At 65.0% G+C, this 16,282-nt stretch carries 15 protein-coding genes, 2 tRNA genes and 1 pseudogene; 10 read left to right on the plus strand and 8 right to left on the minus strand.

The window, feature by feature from the left end; all coding sequences use genetic code 11:
- Positions 1 to 3 precede the first annotated feature (3 nt).
- Positions 4 to 77: transfer RNA gene (locus FB460_RS02470), tRNA-Ile, on the plus strand.
- Between the two features lie 27 nt (positions 78 to 104).
- Here FB460_RS02470 and FB460_RS02475 read toward each other — a convergent pair.
- Positions 105 to 1,256, minus strand: coding sequence for an acyl-CoA dehydrogenase family protein (locus tag FB460_RS02475; RefSeq protein ID WP_142092522.1), 1,152 nt, complete (start codon positions 1,254 to 1,256; stop codon positions 105 to 107).
- 257 nt (positions 1,257 to 1,513) lie between these two features.
- Between FB460_RS02475 and FB460_RS02480 the strand changes: the two genes are divergently transcribed.
- On the plus strand, positions 1,514 to 1,723 hold the full coding sequence (locus FB460_RS02480; RefSeq protein ID WP_142092523.1) for a hypothetical protein: 210 nt from the start codon (positions 1,514 to 1,516) through the stop codon (positions 1,721 to 1,723).
- A 26-nt stretch (positions 1,724 to 1,749) separates the two neighbouring features.
- Here FB460_RS02480 and otsB read toward each other — a convergent pair whose 3' ends face one another.
- Positions 1,750 to 2,598: a trehalose-phosphatase gene (gene otsB, locus FB460_RS02485; RefSeq protein WP_142092524.1), complete on the minus strand. Its 849-nt coding sequence runs from the start codon at positions 2,596 to 2,598 to the stop codon at positions 1,750 to 1,752.
- Between the two features lie 48 nt (positions 2,599 to 2,646).
- Here otsB and FB460_RS02490 point away from each other — a divergent pair, with 48 nt between their 5' ends.
- The 5 genes from FB460_RS02490 to FB460_RS02510 all read left to right on the plus strand — a co-directional run bounded on the left by FB460_RS02490 (position 2,647) and on the right by FB460_RS02510 (position 7,388).
- The gene (locus FB460_RS02490) at positions 2,647 to 4,050 is read left to right on the plus strand and encodes an alpha,alpha-trehalose-phosphate synthase (UDP-forming) (protein ID WP_142092525.1); all 1,404 of its coding nucleotides are present in this window, start codon (positions 2,647 to 2,649) and stop codon (positions 4,048 to 4,050) included.
- A 273-nt stretch (positions 4,051 to 4,323) separates the two neighbouring features.
- Positions 4,324 to 5,049: a Type 1 glutamine amidotransferase-like domain-containing protein gene (locus FB460_RS02495; RefSeq protein ID WP_142092526.1), complete on the plus strand. Its 726-nt coding sequence runs from the start codon at positions 4,324 to 4,326 to the stop codon at positions 5,047 to 5,049.
- A gap of 115 nt (positions 5,050 to 5,164) precedes the next feature.
- Positions 5,165 to 6,307, plus strand: coding sequence for an LLM class flavin-dependent oxidoreductase (locus FB460_RS02500; RefSeq protein WP_142092527.1), 1,143 nt, complete (start codon positions 5,165 to 5,167; stop codon positions 6,305 to 6,307).
- Entirely contained in the window at positions 6,307 to 6,933 is a 627-nt protein-coding gene (locus FB460_RS02505) for a CE1759 family FMN reductase (RefSeq protein WP_170209922.1), read from the plus strand. Before FB460_RS02500 ends, FB460_RS02505 begins: the two co-directional genes overlap by 1 nt.
- Complete coding sequence (locus FB460_RS02510; protein ID WP_142092529.1) at positions 6,930 to 7,388, plus strand: MarR family winged helix-turn-helix transcriptional regulator; 459 nt, start codon at positions 6,930 to 6,932, stop codon at positions 7,386 to 7,388. Before FB460_RS02505 ends, FB460_RS02510 begins: the two co-directional genes overlap by 4 nt.
- Here FB460_RS02510 and FB460_RS02515 read toward each other — a convergent pair.
- Positions 7,378 to 9,003: an SLC13 family permease gene (locus FB460_RS02515; RefSeq protein ID WP_142092530.1), complete on the minus strand. Its 1,626-nt coding sequence runs from the start codon at positions 9,001 to 9,003 to the stop codon at positions 7,378 to 7,380. The two genes, FB460_RS02510 and FB460_RS02515, sit on opposite strands and share 11 nt — an antisense overlap.
- Before the next feature lie 172 nt (positions 9,004 to 9,175).
- Here FB460_RS02515 and FB460_RS02520 point away from each other — a divergent pair.
- Positions 9,176 to 9,250 (plus strand) — tRNA-Asn (locus tag FB460_RS02520).
- A 136-nt stretch (positions 9,251 to 9,386) separates the two neighbouring features.
- Here FB460_RS02520 and FB460_RS02525 read toward each other — a convergent pair.
- Both FB460_RS02525 and FB460_RS02530 read right to left on the minus strand, forming a co-directional pair.
- Complete coding sequence (locus tag FB460_RS02525) at positions 9,387 to 9,896, minus strand: hypothetical protein (protein ID WP_142092531.1); 510 nt, start codon at positions 9,894 to 9,896, stop codon at positions 9,387 to 9,389.
- A gap of 7 nt (positions 9,897 to 9,903) precedes the next feature.
- Positions 9,904 to 10,776 carry a sigma-70 family RNA polymerase sigma factor gene (locus FB460_RS02530; protein ID WP_142092532.1) on the minus strand — a complete coding sequence of 291 codons (873 nt, stop codon included), beginning with the start codon at positions 10,774 to 10,776 and terminating at the stop codon, positions 9,904 to 9,906.
- Between the two features lie 207 nt (positions 10,777 to 10,983).
- Here FB460_RS02530 and FB460_RS13275 point away from each other — a divergent pair.
- Together FB460_RS13275 and FB460_RS13400 are read left to right on the plus strand one after the other, a co-directional pair.
- Positions 10,984 to 11,148 (plus strand): annotated as a pseudogene (locus FB460_RS13275) (aquaporin Z); the annotation flags it as partial.
- Between the two features lie 13 nt (positions 11,149 to 11,161).
- Positions 11,162 to 11,284, plus strand: coding sequence for a hypothetical protein (locus tag FB460_RS13400; protein ID WP_281281830.1), 123 nt, complete (start codon positions 11,162 to 11,164; stop codon positions 11,282 to 11,284).
- A 60-nt stretch (positions 11,285 to 11,344) separates the two neighbouring features.
- On the opposite strand, the gene dnaG is transcribed toward FB460_RS13400, so the two are convergent.
- From dnaG to FB460_RS02550, 3 genes are read right to left on the minus strand one after another with little or no spacing between them, the layout of a single operon-like run.
- Complete coding sequence (dnaG, locus tag FB460_RS02540; protein WP_142092533.1) at positions 11,345 to 13,228, minus strand: DNA primase; 1,884 nt, start codon at positions 13,226 to 13,228, stop codon at positions 11,345 to 11,347.
- 31 nt (positions 13,229 to 13,259) lie between these two features.
- Positions 13,260 to 14,678 (minus strand): dihydrolipoyl dehydrogenase, encoded by a 1,419-nt coding sequence (lpdA, locus tag FB460_RS02545; protein ID WP_142092534.1) that lies wholly within the window; start codon positions 14,676 to 14,678, stop codon positions 13,260 to 13,262.
- A 10-nt stretch (positions 14,679 to 14,688) separates the two neighbouring features.
- The gene (locus FB460_RS02550; RefSeq protein ID WP_142092535.1) at positions 14,689 to 16,281 is read right to left on the minus strand and encodes a 2-oxo acid dehydrogenase subunit E2; all 1,593 of its coding nucleotides are present in this window, start codon (positions 16,279 to 16,281) and stop codon (positions 14,689 to 14,691) included.
- Position 16,282: the final 1 nt, after the last annotated feature.

Genomic DNA, 16,282 nt, shown 5'->3' on the forward strand with positions numbered 1-16,282 from the left:
TCCGGGGCGTTAGCTCAGCTGGTCAGAGCACGGGACTCATAATCCCTTGGTCGCGGGTTCAAGCCCCGCACGCCCCACGAAAGCCCGGTGGAGAGCCAGTTGGCTCACAGGGTCCGCGCAACGAGTTCCTTCATGATCTCGTTGGTGCCGCCATAGATCTTCTGGACCCGTGCCGACGCATACATGCGGGCGATGGGGAATTCGGTCATGTAGCCGTAGCCTCCGAAGATCTGCAGGCAGCGATCGATGACGCGACACTGCACGTCGGTCGTGTGGAACTTCACCAGCGAGGCCCCCGCGGCGTCGAGGTCTCCTGCGATGTGGCTGGCGATGCAGGCATCGAGCATGGTTCGCGCCGCGAAGGTCTCCGCCGCGCATTCCGCGAGGACGAATCGGGTGTTCTGGAACCCCATGAGGGGCTGACCGAAGGCCGTGCGCTCCTTGGCATAGTCCCGTGCAAGACGCAGTGCCCCCTCCGCGGCCCCGACGGCCTGAACGGCGATGGCCAGACGTTCCTGTGCGAGTTGCTGCATCAGCTGGCCGAACCCCTGCCCCTCTGCGCCCAAGAGATTGCCAGTCGGCACACGGCAGTCGGTGAAGGACAGTTCGCGGGTGTCCTGCCCGTGAGCTCCGATCTTGTCGAGCACCCGCCCCCGTTCGAACCCCTCCAGGTCCTTGGTCTCGACCACGATGAGGGACAGCCCCTTGCCTCCGGGTTCGTCGGAGGTGCGAGCGACCAGCACGATGAGGTCACAGTGCGTGCCGTTGGAGATGAACGTCTTCGATCCGTTGATCACGTACTCATCGCCCTCGCGGCGTGCTCTGGTGCGGATCTGCTGCAGGTCCGACCCGGTTCCCGGTTCGGTCATGCCGATGGCGCCGACGAGATCGCCGCTCGCCATGGCCGGCAACCATCTCTGCTTCTGCTGTTCGGTGCCGTAGGCGAGGATGTAATGGGCCACGATGGAACTGTGGACGACATTCGCCCAAGCATCATCGCCGACGCGTCCCTGCTCATAGGTGAGGACGGCCTCATGGGCGAAGGTTCCCCCGCTGCCGCCGTATTCCTCCGGGATCGACAGACACAGCAACCCCGCCGCCCCGGCCACACGCCACAGGTCACGGTCCACCGCGCGCTGCTCGGACCACCGCGCGAGGTGGGGAACGACCTCCTTGTCCAGAAAGGTCCGCGCCAAGGTCTGGACATCGTCGAGGTCATCGGTCATCCACACCGGTCGGTGGGTGTCGAGAATCATGGATCGCTCTCCTGCTCGTGATGCTGTGGCGCTGGGATCAGTCGTCGGCATCGTCGCCTTGGCTCATCCCGGGGCGTTCACCAAAGTATGGAGTGGGTCACATTCTGGCACCTCCTGTCGTTCTCCAGGCAACGACCTGACCTCCCGGATCTCGGAGCTGCTCCAACCAGAACGCAATCCGCTCGTGGATACGCGGTGATACGAGCTCAACGGAGCACAGATCGATGCCCCGGCCACTGCACCCCTAAAGTTGCGCCATGACTCTCACGACACGGCTCCTGCCACTGGCGATGGTGGTGGCATGGGTCTTCGGCCTCGTGGTCCCCTGCTGGACGGCGGCGCGGGCGACGGGGCTCCCGACCGGCGGCATGAGCGTGGCCGCCCCCACGATCAGTTCGCTCACATGGCTCGCAGGATGTGCCGCCCTGTTCGTGGCCGGGGTCTGTTCCATGAGCCAACCGTCCTGACCCGGCAGGGCCGCAAAGCCTGCCTGTTATTCACTGACCTTGGCTGCGAGTGCAGTGAACAGGTCGGCGACAGCCGGCACATCAGGCACCACGAGGTCGGCTTTCTCCACCACGGGATGATCGGCATCGGCGGCAACCGCCACCGAGAAACCGGCCACCCCCGGCTCACCGCCCGTCTCCGCCGACCGCAACGATCGAACCGCCTCGAACGCCGGCAGGTCTCCCAAGTCGTCGCCGCAGAACACGACGGTTTCAGCTGCGTTCTCAGCCACCAGTGCCCGCAGGGCGTCCCCCTTGTCGACGCCTCGGGCACGCACCTCGAGGATGTTGTGACCGGGCTCCAGCCTGAGGCCGAGGAGTTCGGCGAGTTCAGCCACCGGACCCCGGATCGCTTCCATGGCAGCGGCCGGGTCACTGGCCCGACGCGTGTGCACTCCGACGGCCCGGCCCTTGTCCTCCACATGGAGATCGGGCCAGCCGGCGTCGGCCAACAGCTGGGGAAGCTTGACTGCGAACTCCCGTACCGCGGGCGGATCCTCGGGCAGATCGAACTGGCCGGTGGCGGCATCCCACCTCTCGACGCCGTACTGCCCCAGCACCACCAGGCGCTTCAACGCTGGGTGCTCTCCGAAGCGTCCCAGCCGGACAGCCGTGTGCACGGGACGTCCGGTGATGATCGCAACGTGCGCGCCGGCTTCGGCGAGGGCGGCCAGACCAGCCACTGCACGCGGATCAGCGCCGGCGGCCTCGGGGTCGTCCACGAGCGGGGAGATGGTGCCGTCGAAGTCGGTGGCCACCAGAGCCCGGGAGGGGTCTGCGAGGAATCGGTCAAGGGCTTCTCGGGCCGGGCCGGCGAGATCATCGAAGAGGCTCATGGGTCCACTGTCACACAGCCACAGTAAGATCCGGGCCAGGAGGGGTTCATGAACAACCAGTTCGAGAAACGTTCCGATTTCGTCGTGGTCGCCAACCGACTCTCCGTGGATCGGGTGGTGGCCGATGATGGTTCCGAGACCTGGCGCACCTCGCCCGGCGGCCTCGTCACCGCGCTGGAGCCAGTCATGCAGTCACGCAGGGGCAGCGCCTGGGTGGGCTGGCCCGGTTCGCCCGATGAAGAGCTCGAGCCCTTCGTCCACGACGGGATCCAACTCGTTCCTGTGTCCCTGTCCGCACAGGACGTCACCGAGTATTACGAGGGCTTCTCCAATGCGACGCTCTGGCCGCTGTTCCACGACGGTGTCGCCTTCCCCGAATACCATCGCGAATGGTGGGACGCCTACGTACGCGTCAATCGCCGTTTCGCCGAGGCCGCTGCCGCAGTGGCTGCAGAAGGCGCGCAGGTGTGGGTGCAGGACTATCAACTGCTCCTGGTCCCCCGCATGCTCCGGACGCTGCGTCCCGACCTGTACATCGGTTTCTTCCTGCACATCCCCTTCCCGCCGATGGAACTCTTCGTGCAGCTCCCGTGGCGGGCCGAGATCCTGGACGGTCTGCTCGGCTCCGACCTGGTCGGTTTCCAGATCGCCGGCGGAGCGAGCAACTTCATTCATCTGGTCTCCGAACGTCTCGGTTACCCGACCGGTGACGACACCGTGACACTCCCCGACGGACGTGTCTGCGCCGCCCGCGCCTACCCCATCTCCATTCCGACGCAGCGTTTCGCCGACCTGGCAGCCGACCCCGCCGTCCAGGAACGTGCCCGCGAGATCCGCGCCGAACTCGACGACCCCGAGCTGTTGTTCCTCGGCGTCGACCGGCTCGACTACACCAAGGGCATCAAGCACCGTCTCCGCGCGTTCGGCGAGCTCGTCACCTCCGGCCAGCTCGACCCGGACAGGGCCGCCTTCCTGCAGGTGGCCACACCTTCGCGGGAACGCGTCGAGGAATACAAGATGCTGCGCGACGAGATCGATCGCATCGTCGGGCGGATCAACGGTTCGGTCGGCCGGATCGGGCGCCAGCCGGTGACCTACCTCCACACGCATTACCCGCGTGAAGAGATGGTCGCGATGTACTCCGCCGCCGATGTCATGGTGGTCTCGCCACTGCGCGATGGCATGAACCTCGTGGCCAAGGAGTACATCGCCTGTCGGCGCAATGGTGACGGCGCACTGGTGCTGAGCGAGTTCACCGGCGCGGCCGATGAACTCAGCGAGTGGACCTACTCCATAAACCCGTACGACATCAACGGCATGAAGGCCACGATGCTTCGAGCCGCCACGGACGCTCCCGAAGAACGCCAACGCCGGATGGCGGCACTGCGTGAGCAGGTGTTCACCCATGACATCGACCGCTGGGCCGAATCCTTCCTCGCGGACATGGGCTGACCTCCCGCCGCTTCAGACCCCGCTCTTCAATCAAGCGCCGCCGTGCGCCGAGGAGCCGACACACGCGCCGAGGATCGGTGCGGTGGCGTCGACCAACAACACCGGCGCACCGGGGTGCAGCATCGCCGAGTCGATGGCGCTCAGGGAGATGGAGCTCAGGGAGTCGGGGCCACCGCCGCAGTCCCGCCAGCGATGACCACCAAGTCCGTGTCAGCCACGCTGTCCTCCGGTCCGGGTCAAACCCACAGCCGAGCTCATGGAAGCATTGGTGCCATGACAACACACATCGTGGCAATGGGTGGCGGGGGTTTCTCGATGTCGAGCGACAAAACAGTCACCAACCTCGACCGTTACGTGATAAATCTCTGCGACGAACCGCACCCCATGGTGTGCTTCGTACCCACGGCTTCGGCCGATGATCCGGCCTATGTGCGCCGTTTCTTCGATGCCTTCGCACCCACTGGCGTCCGCACCTCGGTGTTGACGCTGTGGGAGAACGCCGCCGATTCGGTGAAGCAGGCCGAGGAGGCCGACATCCTCTATGTCGGCGGTGGCTCCACGGTCAACCTGCTCGCGCTGTGGCAGGCCCACGGCGTCACCGACATGATCAAGCGCCGCATCAAGAACGGGAACCTCGTTCTGGCCGGACTCTCGGCCGGGGCCAGCGCCTGGTTCGAAGGGTGCACCACCGACTCCTTCGGAGCCGACGCCCTGCGCACCTGGCGCGGTGGCATGGGGCTGATCAACGGCAGCTTCTGCCCGCACTACGACGGTGAGGCCGAGCGCGCTCCCCTGTTCGCGAACTCGATCGCCACCGGTGCCCTGCCGGACGGTTACGGCGTCGAGGACGGTGCGGCGATCCACGCCATCGACGGTGAGATCCATCGCTTCATCGCCGAACGCCCGGGCCCGAAGGTCCACCGTGTCTACGGCATGTTCACCCCCACCACCAGTGGCGTCGTGACCGAAGAACAACGGACGCGTCAGGTGCGGTTGTAAGACTCCCTGCCCCGAGGCCCTCGGTTTCCACAACTTGATATTGGTTCAATATTTAACTAATATGGTCGATTGTCGAACCCGAGCTCCGCGTCGCGGGCAGAACGAAGAGGCCCTCATGGACATCGGAATCTTCACCATCGGCGACGTCACGGTCGATCCCACCACCGGTCACGCTCCGAGCGAGCACGAACGGATCCAGAACACCGTGACGATCGCCCGCCACGCCGAGCAGGCGGGCCTGGATGTGTTCGCCACCGGACAACACCACAATCCGCCCTTCGTGGCCCCGGCCAACCCTCCGATCCTGATGGCTCATCTGGCCGCCATGACCGACAGCATCCGGTTGAGCACCGCCACCACCCTGATAACCACCACCGACCCGGTGCGCATCGCCGAGGACTATTCCTACGTGCAGCATCTGTCGCTGGGCCGGGTGGATCTCATGTTGGGGCGCGGCAACACCGGACCGGTCTATCCGTGGTTCGGCAAGGACATCCGCGCTGGAATCCCGCTGGCGGTGGAGAACTACGCCCTGCTGCATCGCCTGTGGCGTGAGGAGTCGGTGGACTGGAACGGCCGCTACCGCACTCCCCTGCAGGATTTCACCGCGACTCCTCGCCCACTGGACGACGTGGCACCGTTCGTGTGGCACGGCTCCATCCGCTCACCGGAGATCGCCGAGCAGGCCGCCTATTACGGGGACGGGTTCTTTCACAACAACATCTTCTGGCCCATGTCCCACACCGCACGCATGGTGAATCTGTACCGCCAGCGCTTCGAGCACTACGGCCACGGTGCTGCCCATCAGGCCTTCGTGGGCTTGGGCGGCCAGGTGTTCATGCGACGCACTTCCCAGGACGCGGTGCGTGAGTTCCGCCCTTACTTCGACAACGCACCGGTGTACGGCCACGGCCCTTCGCTGGAGGAGTTCACGGCCCAGACGCCGCTGACCGTCGGAACGCCCGAACAGGTCATCGAGCGCACACTGTCGTTCCAGGAGTGGGCCGGTGACTACCAGCGTCAGCTCTTCCTGATCGACCATGCCGGGCTACCGTTGAAGACCGTGTTGGAGCAGATCGACATGCTCGGCGAGGATGTGGCACCGGCGCTCCGCAAGGAGTTCGATGCACGGCGCCCCGCCGACGTACCCGATGCCCCAACACACGAGTGGCTCGTGGAGCGTCACCGAGCAGGCAAGGACCCGGCTCCCGGCGGACGCCCCGGATCCCCCGCCGTGAACGAACGCGAAGGAGAATGATGCGCCTCACCGCCGTCTGGACCGGTCTCAGCAGCGAGTCCTCCACCACCAGGCTGACCGAACGCCTCATCGACGCCGCCGTTGCATCGGCCCGGACGAATGGCATCGACCCCGTGGTCACGCGCATCAACCTGCGTCGACTCGCCACGGGTCTGGTCAACATGACGGTGACGCCGACGCCCGACCCGGAGTTGGAGGAAGCCTTCGAGGCGGTCCAGCAGGCCGATGCGGTCATCACCGCGACCCCCATCTACAAGACCGCTCCGGTGGGCATCCACATGCTGTTCTGGCAATTGGTCGACGAGGGTGCGCTCGCCGCCACGCCCGTCCTCCTGGCAAGCACCGGCGGCACCCCGCGTCATTCCTTGGCGGCCGAGAACACCCTTCGACCGATGCTGGGATACCTCAAGGGTCTGGTCATCCCCACTTCGGTGTTCGCCGCCACCGACGACTGGGGCGACCCCGAGGATGCGACGAGACTGACTCGCCGCATCGAGACCGCCGCCGCGGAGCTGATGGCTTGGGCCTCGGGGAGCGTCGGCGGAGGCGTCCGTGCCGACAAGACCGCAGATCCCCTGGATCCCGCCGGCGTCACGCCCTTCGAGCAGATCCTGGAGCAGCGATGACCGACCGACCGCTGTTGGCGGAGAACCGCACCCTCGATGCGTGGCGTCGGTATTTCGAGGCTTCCCAGCTCCTCATCACCCGTCTGGACGAGGCGCTGCGCACCGAGACCGGCAGCGACCTGGGCGAGTTCAACATGCTGGTGAGCCTGGCCGAGGCCCCCGAGCGGACGCTGACGCTCAGTGCACTGGCGCGCCGCGTCGTGTTCTCCATCCCGCGGATGAGCTATCGGGTCAACCAGCTTCTCGAGCGCGGGTGGGTGACCAAACGTGCCTGTCCGAACGATGGCCGCGCATCGGAGGTGACGCTGACCGACGCCGGGCTGGAGCGGTTGCGTCACGTCGGTTCAGTGCATCGCGAGCACATCGCCCAGATCTTCGACGCCTCTCTCGACCTCACCGAGGCCGAGACCCTGGCCGAACTCACCGAGAGGATGCGCGCACGGCTCACCCCATGAGGGAGAACACCCACGTGGCCAGCGTCATCGTGGTGAGGGTGATGAGTACGATCCCGATGAGGTTCAGCCACAGGCCACCGCGCACCATCTGACCGATGGTCACATAGCCTGAACCGAATGCGATCGCGTTGGGCGGCGTCGCCACCGGCAGCATGAACGCACACGTGGCGGCGAGCGCCACGGGGATCGCCAGCAGCATCGGATGCATGCCCAAGCCGAGTGCCACACCTCCGGCGACGGGGAGGAACGTCGCGGCGGTGGCTGTGTTCGACGTGAGTTCGGTGAGGAACAGGATCGCTGCGGCGAACACGACGACGAGGATGACCAGGGGGACGCCACCCAGGCCGGCTGCACGCTCACCGATCCAATCGGTCAGTCCGCTGTCGCCGAACTGGCTCGACAATGCCAGACCACCGCCGAAGAGCAGGAGCACGCCCCACGGCAGCTTCACCGCCGAGTCCCAGTCGAGCAGTTTGACGCCGCGTCCGGACCCGGAGGGCAGGATGAACAGGATGAGCCCCACCGCCATCGCGATCACCGAATCGGCCTTGTTCAGGTCAGGGAACAGGAACGGCACCGTGATCCACGACACTGCCGCGAGGATGAAGATGATGAGCACCATCACCTCACCGCGGGAGATCGGCCCCAATTTGTTCAGCTCCTCACGCATGAACTGACGCCCACCGGGCAGATGGTCGATCTCGGGCTTGAACAGCACCTTGGTCAGCAGGAACCACGCGATCGTCATGAACACGATCGCGAGCGGAACGCCGACGAGCATCCACTGGCCGAACCCGATGTGGATGTCATGGTTGTCGGCCAGGTATCCGACCATGAGGGTGTTGGGTGGCGTTCCGATGATGGTGCCCAGCGACCCCAGCGAGGCCGCGTAGGCGATGCCGAGCATCAGCGCGGTGCCGAAATTGGACTTCTTGACCGTCGCGAGGGCGTCTCCTGCTCCCGCCTCGGGATCATCGGCGCCGCCGGATGACTCGGCCTCAGGTTCTGCATCGGAATCCAGTTCCCCGTCGGTGAGCTTGTTCACCAACAGCACCACCGAGACACCGATCGGCAACATCATGACCGCCGTGGCGGTGTTGGAGACCCACATGCTCAAGAATCCGGTGGCGATCATGAACCCTGCGATCACCATGGAGGGCTTGCTGCCCATGAGCAGCACCGTGGCCAGTGCGATGCGTCGGTGCAGGTTCCACCGCTGCATGGCCAGGGCCAGCAGGAAGCCGCCCATGAACAGGAAGATGATGTTGTTGCCGTAGGAGCCGCCGACATCGTCGAACTTCACGCCGCCGAAGATCGGGAAGGCGACCAGCGGAACGAGCGCCGTGGCCGGGATGGGCAACGCTTCGGTCATCCACCACACGCCCATGAGTACGGCGGTGGCCGCCGTGAGTTTCGCTGAATGCGCGACCTCTCCCATGAGGAGATAGACGATCACCGCACCGAGGAGTCCGCCGAAGAACCCGGCCCAGCGTACCTGCATGGTCTTTCGCTCGACCGGCTCCGCACGTTCACCCGGGGAGCGTCCATCGACCTCGGCGGGTTTCCCCGTCGATCGATATTGCCGGAGATGATCTCCTGTTGGTTCGGGCTTCATGGCATTCCCCCACGTCGTCGTGTACTGGCCCTCGGTGTGGCTTGACTGGCCGATCATAGGGCTTGGTGAGCGTGAGTGCCATGATCTGCGGTGGAATCGCAAGACCAGATCGCATCAGCTCCCGCGATTGAGCATCCATGGATGGTTCTGCTACAGTCGTGCATCGCGCCGATCCCCGGTAGCTCAACGGCAGAGCATTCGACTGTTAATCGAAGGGTTACTGGTTCGAATCCAGTCCGGGGAGCCATGGAGGAAGCCGGCTCTGACTTGCCGAATGCAGGTCAGAGTCGGCTTTCTGTTTCTCCTGCATCATCTGTGCATCACTACATCATCTGTGCGTCATGAACCAGCGGCCACTCGCGTCCGGCTCACTCATGCTGGGCTCACTCATACTGGGCCCGCAGTGCGGCGAGTGCATCGTTCAGCACCGCACGGTTCTCGGGAGTGTCCTTGGTGCCGCGTCCCAGCGTCGCTGTCCACACGATGGGCGCGGAAGGATCGCCCGGGTCCCGACGCCCCGCCACATCCCCACCGTTGCGGGTCTCGGGGATCTCGACGTGCTCGGCGACGAGGATCGAGGATTCGACCAGTTCCTTGAACACCAAGGGGATGTCTCTCGGATCGCCGTCGGGACGGAACGTGGCGGTTCCGGTGGAGTGCTTCCATTTCAGGGTGCGCAGGTCGTTGTTCCAACTGCCGTTCTCCACCTCCGGCCAGCGCCAACGCTTCCACTCCCCCGGCTCGCCGACGAACAGCCCCGCTCGGCTGAGGACGCACCAACGTCCTCGTGCGTCCCGGCCCCAGGCCAGTGCCCGGGCAGCGCCACCACCGATCTCGGTGAGGGATCTCTGGACGTCACGGTCCAGCCGTCGACCACGCAGTGCTTCGAACATGACTCCATCATGCCGCCTCGGGCAGGACGCGCAATCGAGCGAGGGCGGACTGCTCGAGGCGTCGACACCGACGTTTCGACATCCGCAGCCCCGCCGCCACTGCCTCCAGTGAGCGCGGCGGCTCCCCATCCAACCCGAATCGACGCCGGACGACCTCACCTTCATCCTCCGGAAGTGTCTCGATGGCCGAGGCCACCCACGCATACAGACGCCGGTCGTCGGCACCGGGGTCAGGACGTCCCGGAAGGACGTCGGGCACGATGTCATCCAGAGACAGCGGCGGGGCGTGAGCCACCATCTCGCTGACCCAGGTGAGGGAACGACCGGTGCGGGCAGCCAGTTCCTCGAGGCGGGGCCGACGTCCCTGCTCCTGCTCGAGCTCGACCTCCACCCGTTGGAGCCGACGCAGCCCCCGAGCGGTGTGGCGTCCAAGGCCACTCTCGCGACGCACCGCATCGTCGATGGCCGCACGGATCCACGAAGAGGCATAGGTGGCGAAGCGGACGCCGGCGTCAGGGTCGAACCGCTCCATGGCCTGAACCAGACCGAGGAATCCCTCTTGGACGAGGTCATCCACAGAGCCGCAGAAGCGGTGTGCGGCACGGTTGGCGAAGTAGAGCACCAGGCCGAGGTTTCCGGTCAGATAGCGTTCACGCGCCCGCTGCCCCTCGGCCACGAGTATCCCCAGCTCGCGCCGGGTGGCGGTACTGCGCAACTGTCCATCGAGAGCGGCGGCGGCCAGCGTTCCGATCTCGATCGTTCTGATCAGCTCGTCCTCCTCGCTCTGGGTGAGCGACTGATCCTGTGACCATCGGTAGGTTCCAGATCCGCTGCGGTCGGCGGAGACGTCGGTGGCTGTGGGCAGGTGTGTGATGTCCATGCCGACATGTTCATGAGTTCGCACGTGCGCCACACCGTCGTGAGGTGTGGATGTGGAGTCATCCCCTGGACAACACCGGGATCATCACGGCGTCACAGGACAACATCTGCCCACGGATCATGATGGTTCCACGTTCAACAGTTATGGTTCTTGCGTCGGTCACTTCCCGTGGCGACAGTTTCGAAAGGTTTCACCATGTCACCCACCATGCCTCAACGTCTCTGGGCCGAGCTTCTCGGTACTTTCTGGCTCGTGTTCGGCGGTTGCGGCTCCGCTGTGCTGGCAGCCACCGCAGTCACCGACTCCAATTTCCCCGTTGGCATCGGCTGGGCGGGCGTCTCGCTCGCTTTCGGCCTCACCGTGCTGACCGGCGCCTACGCGCTCGGTGTTCCTGCTCGCCCCGGTGGTGGGCGCCCTGATCGCGGGAGCCACCTACTCAGTCCTCACCGGCGACAAGGGTGAGGACGAGCTGGACGCCGAGAGCGAACGCGCAGCCATGAAGGGCTGATCTGCCTCCCTGCTCATCACGAGCAGGGCATCACAGCACGACCTCCGCGCCCGCGGATCGTCAGTCGTTGAAACCGACGCTGGCGGTCTGCAGGCGCGTTCGTCGTTGTTCGAGTTCCAGCAGCTCGCCGAAGCGGCGACGATACTCGTCCCCGCCCTCGATGGGGTCGGTGCGCTGCAGCCACGATTTGAGGTCAGCGATCTGTCGCAGAACCGTGAGCAGCCGCAACTTGGCCGCATGTGTGGCGAAATAGCGGGCATCGGGCTCGTGCAGGATCGGCTCCACAGCCAGTTCGACGATGAGACCGGCCACACCCGGATCTTCGGTGAGGTCACGCATCCCCGACGCCCATTCCCGCACACCTGTCGTGGCCGCTTCGCGAGCGGCTTCGTAGACCATCTTGTAGGCATCGGCGGTGAAGTCGTCCGCTTCGATGCCGTACCACGACGCGTCAAGCAGCTCGGGATGCTGGATGAGCAGTTTGAGGGTGTCGCGTTCCACCGCGAGTTCCCGAACCCCGGGGGGCGGAATGGGCACGCCCCGCCTGCTCGGCTGCTCGGGTTCGGGGCCATCTCCCTTGACAGGCTGTGAACGTCTGCGTGGTTCCGGTTCCGGGCGGTCACCACGACGCTGTGCGCGGGCGATTTCACGACGGACCTCATCCATGTCTATCCCGATGAGGCCCGACAGCTCACGGGCGTACTGCCCCACCAGACCCTTGTCACGCACCGAGGTCACAAGGGGCGCGGCCGCCCGCAGTGCTGCGAGGCGTCCGTCGGCCCGATCGAGGTCGAACTCGGCGATGGTGCGTTCCATCACGAACCGGTACAGCGGGATGCGCTGGCCGATCAGGTCACGCACAGCCTCATCGCCGTGTTGCAGGCGCAGGTCGCAGGGATCGAGCCCGTTGGGTTCCACGGCCACGTACGTCTGTGAGGTGAAGTTCCGGTCGCCCTTGAATACCTTCATGGCCGCAGCCTGACCGGCAGCGTCACCATCGAAGGTGAAGATGACCTCGCCGTTGAAGGCGTCATGGTTACCCATGAGCCGTTGCAGGAGTTTGGCATGGTCGTCACCAAAAGCGGTGCCGCACGAGGCCACTGCCGTGTCGACCCCTGCCAGGTGGGCGGCCATCACATCGGTGTATCCCTCGACCACCACAGCCTGGGCCTTCTTGCCGATATTGCGCCGGGCCAGATCCAGACCGTAGAGCACACTCGACTTGCGGTACACCGGGGTGTCGGTGGTGTTGATGTATTTGGCGGGCATGCGGTCGTCGTCGAAGATGCGGCGGGCACCGAACCCCACCACGTGACCGCCGGAGTCCCGGATGGGCCACAGCAGGCGTCCCTGGAAGAAATCCCAGCCACCGTTCTCCCGCACGAGCCCGGCCTTGATCAGAACACTGGAGGGGAACCCCTGTCGTTCCAGATGGTGACGCAGGTCCCGGCCTCCTCGCGGGGCGAAGCCGACGCCGAAATGCTCAGCCGCCTCACGGCTGAACCCTCTTTGATCCAAGAACTGACGCCCGGCGAGCGCTGCCGGCGTCATGAGCTGGCGTTCGAAGAATTCCGCTGCGGCCTGATTGGCTTCGAGGATGCGGGTCCGCAGCCCGGGTTCAGTGCGGTGACCACCGCCATCGGTGTAGCGCAGTTGGACGCCGACCTTGTCGGCCAGCATCTCGACGGCCTCCACGAACGACAGGTTGTCGATCTTCTGCACGAACGTGATGACATCGCCGCCCTCACCACAACCGAAGCAGTGGAAGAACCCTCGCGAGGGAGTCACCTGGAACGAAGGGGTCTTTTCGTCATGAAACGGGCACAGCCCCTTGAGGGTTCCGGAGCCGGCGCGCTTGAGCATCACGTGCGCACCGACGATGTCGTCGATACGCGCGCGGGCCCGGACCTCTGCGATGTCCTCGTCGTTGATCAGTCCGGCCACACGCGGAGTCTACCGAGTCCACCTACCGGATTCACAAGGAATTGACCGGGCGACCGAGTGCCTTGAGAACCGCTTCGTGCACCACTTCCGAGCGAGTGGGATGGGGAATGATCGAGCGAGCGAATTCCGCTGCCGTCATCTGCGCGGTATGGGCGACACTTATCATCCCGATCAGTTCTGTGACCCCGGCCCCCACAAGATTCGCGCCGACGAATCGTCCAGAATCCCTGTCGATCGTCACCTCTGCGAACCCGGTTGTCTCCCCTGCCCCCAGGCAGCGGCCATTATCGGCCATGGAGACCTTCCCCGTGGCAACGTCATACCCGCGACGTCGCGCCTCGGCTGCCGAGATCCCGATGCTGGCCACCTCCGGGTCGGTGTACGTGCAACGAGGTATCCACTCCTTCCAATCACCTGGTTCCGGCACTCGGCGGACGCCAGCCAATGCATCCACACATCGAATGGCTTCGGCGGTGGCCTTGTGCGCCAAGCAGGGTCCCCCGGCCACATCACCGACGGCATAGAGACCCCACACGCCGGTTTTACCGGCATCGTCGGTGATGATCGACCCGTCACCCCGCAGGATGTCGAATCTCTCCAGCCCCAGCCCGCTGGTGTTCGCCTGGACCCCCACTGCCAGCAACATGGCGTCACAACCGGACCGCTGCCGATCACCGGCCGAGGTCTCCCACTCCACCATGATCGATTCGGAGTCGGACTGGTCGACCCCCACGATGGTCGCATCGGCAGCGGTCACGATGCCTCGAGAACTCAAAGCAGCGTCCACCACCTCCGAAACAGCAGCTTCTTCGGCGGGAAGCACTGCCGAAGCAGCCTCGAGCAGGGTGACTCTCGAGCCCAGTGCCTGATAGATCGACGCGAACTCCGAACCTATGGCGCCAGATCCCACAACCACGAGTGAGTCGGGGATCCGGTCTGGGATGAGGGCTTCACGATAGGTCCACACACGGGAATCACCCATGTCGATCCCATCCAGCTGGCGAGGCTTCGCCCCGGTGGCCACGATGATGTGATCGGCCAACAACCGCATGGTCCGGCCGGGGGATGTTTCCACCTCCACCTCTCCCTTGTCCACCACACGAGCAACTCCGTTGACGAGTTCCGCGCCGTGACCGGCGAGAAGTCCGGTGACACCGGAGGCAAGCTGCGCCGAGACGGCTCTGGAATGAGCCACGACATCAGCGATGGACACCTCCGGCTCGCCGTACCGCACACCATGTGGGGCAGACTGCATCCCACCGCGAATCAACTCGGCGGTGTGCAGAAGACTCTTGGTGGGGATGCACCCCCAGTTGAGGCAGATCCCGCCGGGAGCATCCCGTTCCACGATCACCGTTTTCAGCCCCAACTGCGCTGCACGGATCGCCGCCGGGTACCCGCCCGGCCCCGCGCCGATCACGACGACATCACATTCACGAACGTCGGACATGATGCACTCCTCAGGCGAAGATCAGGCTGGGCGTTTCCAGAAGACGCTTCAGCTCGCTGCAGTACCGCGCAGCCATGGCGCCATCAATCACCCGATGGTCCGAAGACAGGGTCAGCGGCAGCAGTGTTCGAAGCACCGGCGCACCATCGTCATCAGGTACGAACTCCCGGCTCCCACCACCGACCGCCAGGATCGCCACCTGGGGTGGATTGATGATGGCGTCGAAGTGCGAGATGCCGAACATCCCCAGATTCGACACGGTGAACGTACCGCCCTGGAACTCCTCGGGCGTCAACGTTCCCGCCTTGGCCCGTGTGGCCAGGTCCGTCACCTCAGCAGAGATCTCGGTCACCTTCATCTGATCGGCTCCACGGACGATCGGTGTTATCAACCCCTCGTCGGTCGAGACCGCGACCGACAGATCCACATGCTCGAAGCGCATGATGGTCTCGGTGGCTGAGTCGTACTGAGCGTTGATACCGGGGACAGCCACAAGAGCCTGCGCCGCGGCCGCCAACACCAGGTCGTTGACGGTCAACCGCGCATCGTCACGATGCTCATTCACTTCGGCGCGAATCGCCAGGAGAGCATCGATCTGCGCGTGGGTCGTCACTCGGAAATGTGGCGACTGCTGGTAACTCTCCTGCAGACGACCGGCGATGACCTTCCGCATCGCGCTCATCGGCTCGCGGTGAACAGGATTCTCCTGTTTCCCTGAAGCCGATGGTGCCGGATCACCCGCGGACAAAGACTCTGCTGCCCCGCCGCTGGAGAACCGAGCCACATGCCCCAGCACATCACTGCGTGTGACGCGGTCGGCACGGCCCGATGGTCGGATCTCGTGAAGATTCACCCCGTGCTCTGCAGCGAGCCGTCGAGCGATCGGAGTGGCCGCCACCTGTGAATCATCAGCACGGACACCGACCCGGCCAACCCGCGGACGGTCATTGCCGAAGGCCACGTGTCCGCCTTCGGCAGCGATCGCCTTCTGGACATCCTGCACACTCACGCGGCCACCACGTGCAGTCGGTGTGATACCGGCGAGCATGATCCCCATCCGCTCGGCCAGCCTCGACGCATGGGGGGTTGCAGGGACAGGCGATTCATCACGACCCCGGAACCGTTCGGGGATTCGAACGTCATCGACGTCACCACTGCCACCGGCAGGAGCGGCAGGAGCGGCAGGGGTCGATGATGTCCCCTTCGTCGACGTGGTCGGCGCCAGATCACGGGAGCCTTCCTCGGACGCTCCGACGCTCTCAGCCGGTCCTGTCTCCTCAGCCTTTCCCGAGTCATCGGGGGCCGGGGCAGCACCGACACGAGCGTCGATGTAGTCCTGAATATCACTGTCGGACACGTCCGCATCAGCGATGACGCCGACGAGCGTCCCGACCGGATGGGTCTCGCCTTCCTGCGCCAGCACACGTCGCAGGATGCCCGATTCGACGGCTTCCAGGTCGCCGGCGATCTTGGAGGATTCAACGCTCGCCACCGCGTCCCCGGCCGACACCTCGGAACCCTCGGCCACGAGCCAGCCGACGAGCGTCCCCTCGTCCATCGTCATACCCCATTTGGGAATCTCGAGTGGGTGGATCGATGACATG

Source organism: Propioniferax innocua, assembly GCF_006716235.1.
Classification (GTDB): Bacteria; Actinomycetota; Actinomycetes; order Propionibacteriales; family Propionibacteriaceae; genus Propioniferax; species Propioniferax innocua.

What these genes read in the sequence shown, in the direction of transcription:
- FB460_RS02475 (WP_142092522.1), bottom strand. Translation starts at nt 1,256, where the DNA reads ATGATTCTCGACACCCACCGACCGGTGTGGATGACCGATGACCTCGAC.
- FB460_RS02480 (WP_142092523.1), top strand. Translation starts at nt 1,514, where the DNA reads ATGACTCTCACGACACGGCTCCTGCCACTGGCGATGGTGGTGGCATGG.
- otsB (WP_142092524.1), bottom strand. Translation starts at nt 2,598, where the DNA reads ATGAGCCTCTTCGATGATCTCGCCGGCCCGGCCCGAGAAGCCCTTGAC.
- FB460_RS02490 (WP_142092525.1), top strand. Translation starts at nt 2,647, where the DNA reads ATGAACAACCAGTTCGAGAAACGTTCCGATTTCGTCGTGGTCGCCAAC.
- FB460_RS02495 (WP_142092526.1), top strand. Translation starts at nt 4,324, where the DNA reads ATGACAACACACATCGTGGCAATGGGTGGCGGGGGTTTCTCGATGTCG.
- FB460_RS02500 (WP_142092527.1), top strand. Translation starts at nt 5,165, where the DNA reads ATGGACATCGGAATCTTCACCATCGGCGACGTCACGGTCGATCCCACC.
- FB460_RS02505 (WP_170209922.1), top strand. Translation starts at nt 6,307, where the DNA reads ATGCGCCTCACCGCCGTCTGGACCGGTCTCAGCAGCGAGTCCTCCACC.
- FB460_RS02510 (WP_142092529.1), top strand. Translation starts at nt 6,930, where the DNA reads ATGACCGACCGACCGCTGTTGGCGGAGAACCGCACCCTCGATGCGTGG.
- FB460_RS02515 (WP_142092530.1), bottom strand. Translation starts at nt 9,003, where the DNA reads ATGAAGCCCGAACCAACAGGAGATCATCTCCGGCAATATCGATCGACG.
- FB460_RS02525 (WP_142092531.1), bottom strand. Translation starts at nt 9,896, where the DNA reads ATGTTCGAAGCACTGCGTGGTCGACGGCTGGACCGTGACGTCCAGAGA.
- FB460_RS02530 (WP_142092532.1), bottom strand. Translation starts at nt 10,776, where the DNA reads ATGGACATCACACACCTGCCCACAGCCACCGACGTCTCCGCCGACCGC.
- lpdA (WP_142092534.1), bottom strand. Translation starts at nt 14,678, where the DNA reads ATGTCCGACGTTCGTGAATGTGATGTCGTCGTGATCGGCGCGGGGCCG.
- FB460_RS02550 (WP_142092535.1), bottom strand. Translation starts at nt 16,281, where the DNA reads ATGTCATCGATCCACCCACTCGAGATTCCCAAATGGGGTATGACGATG.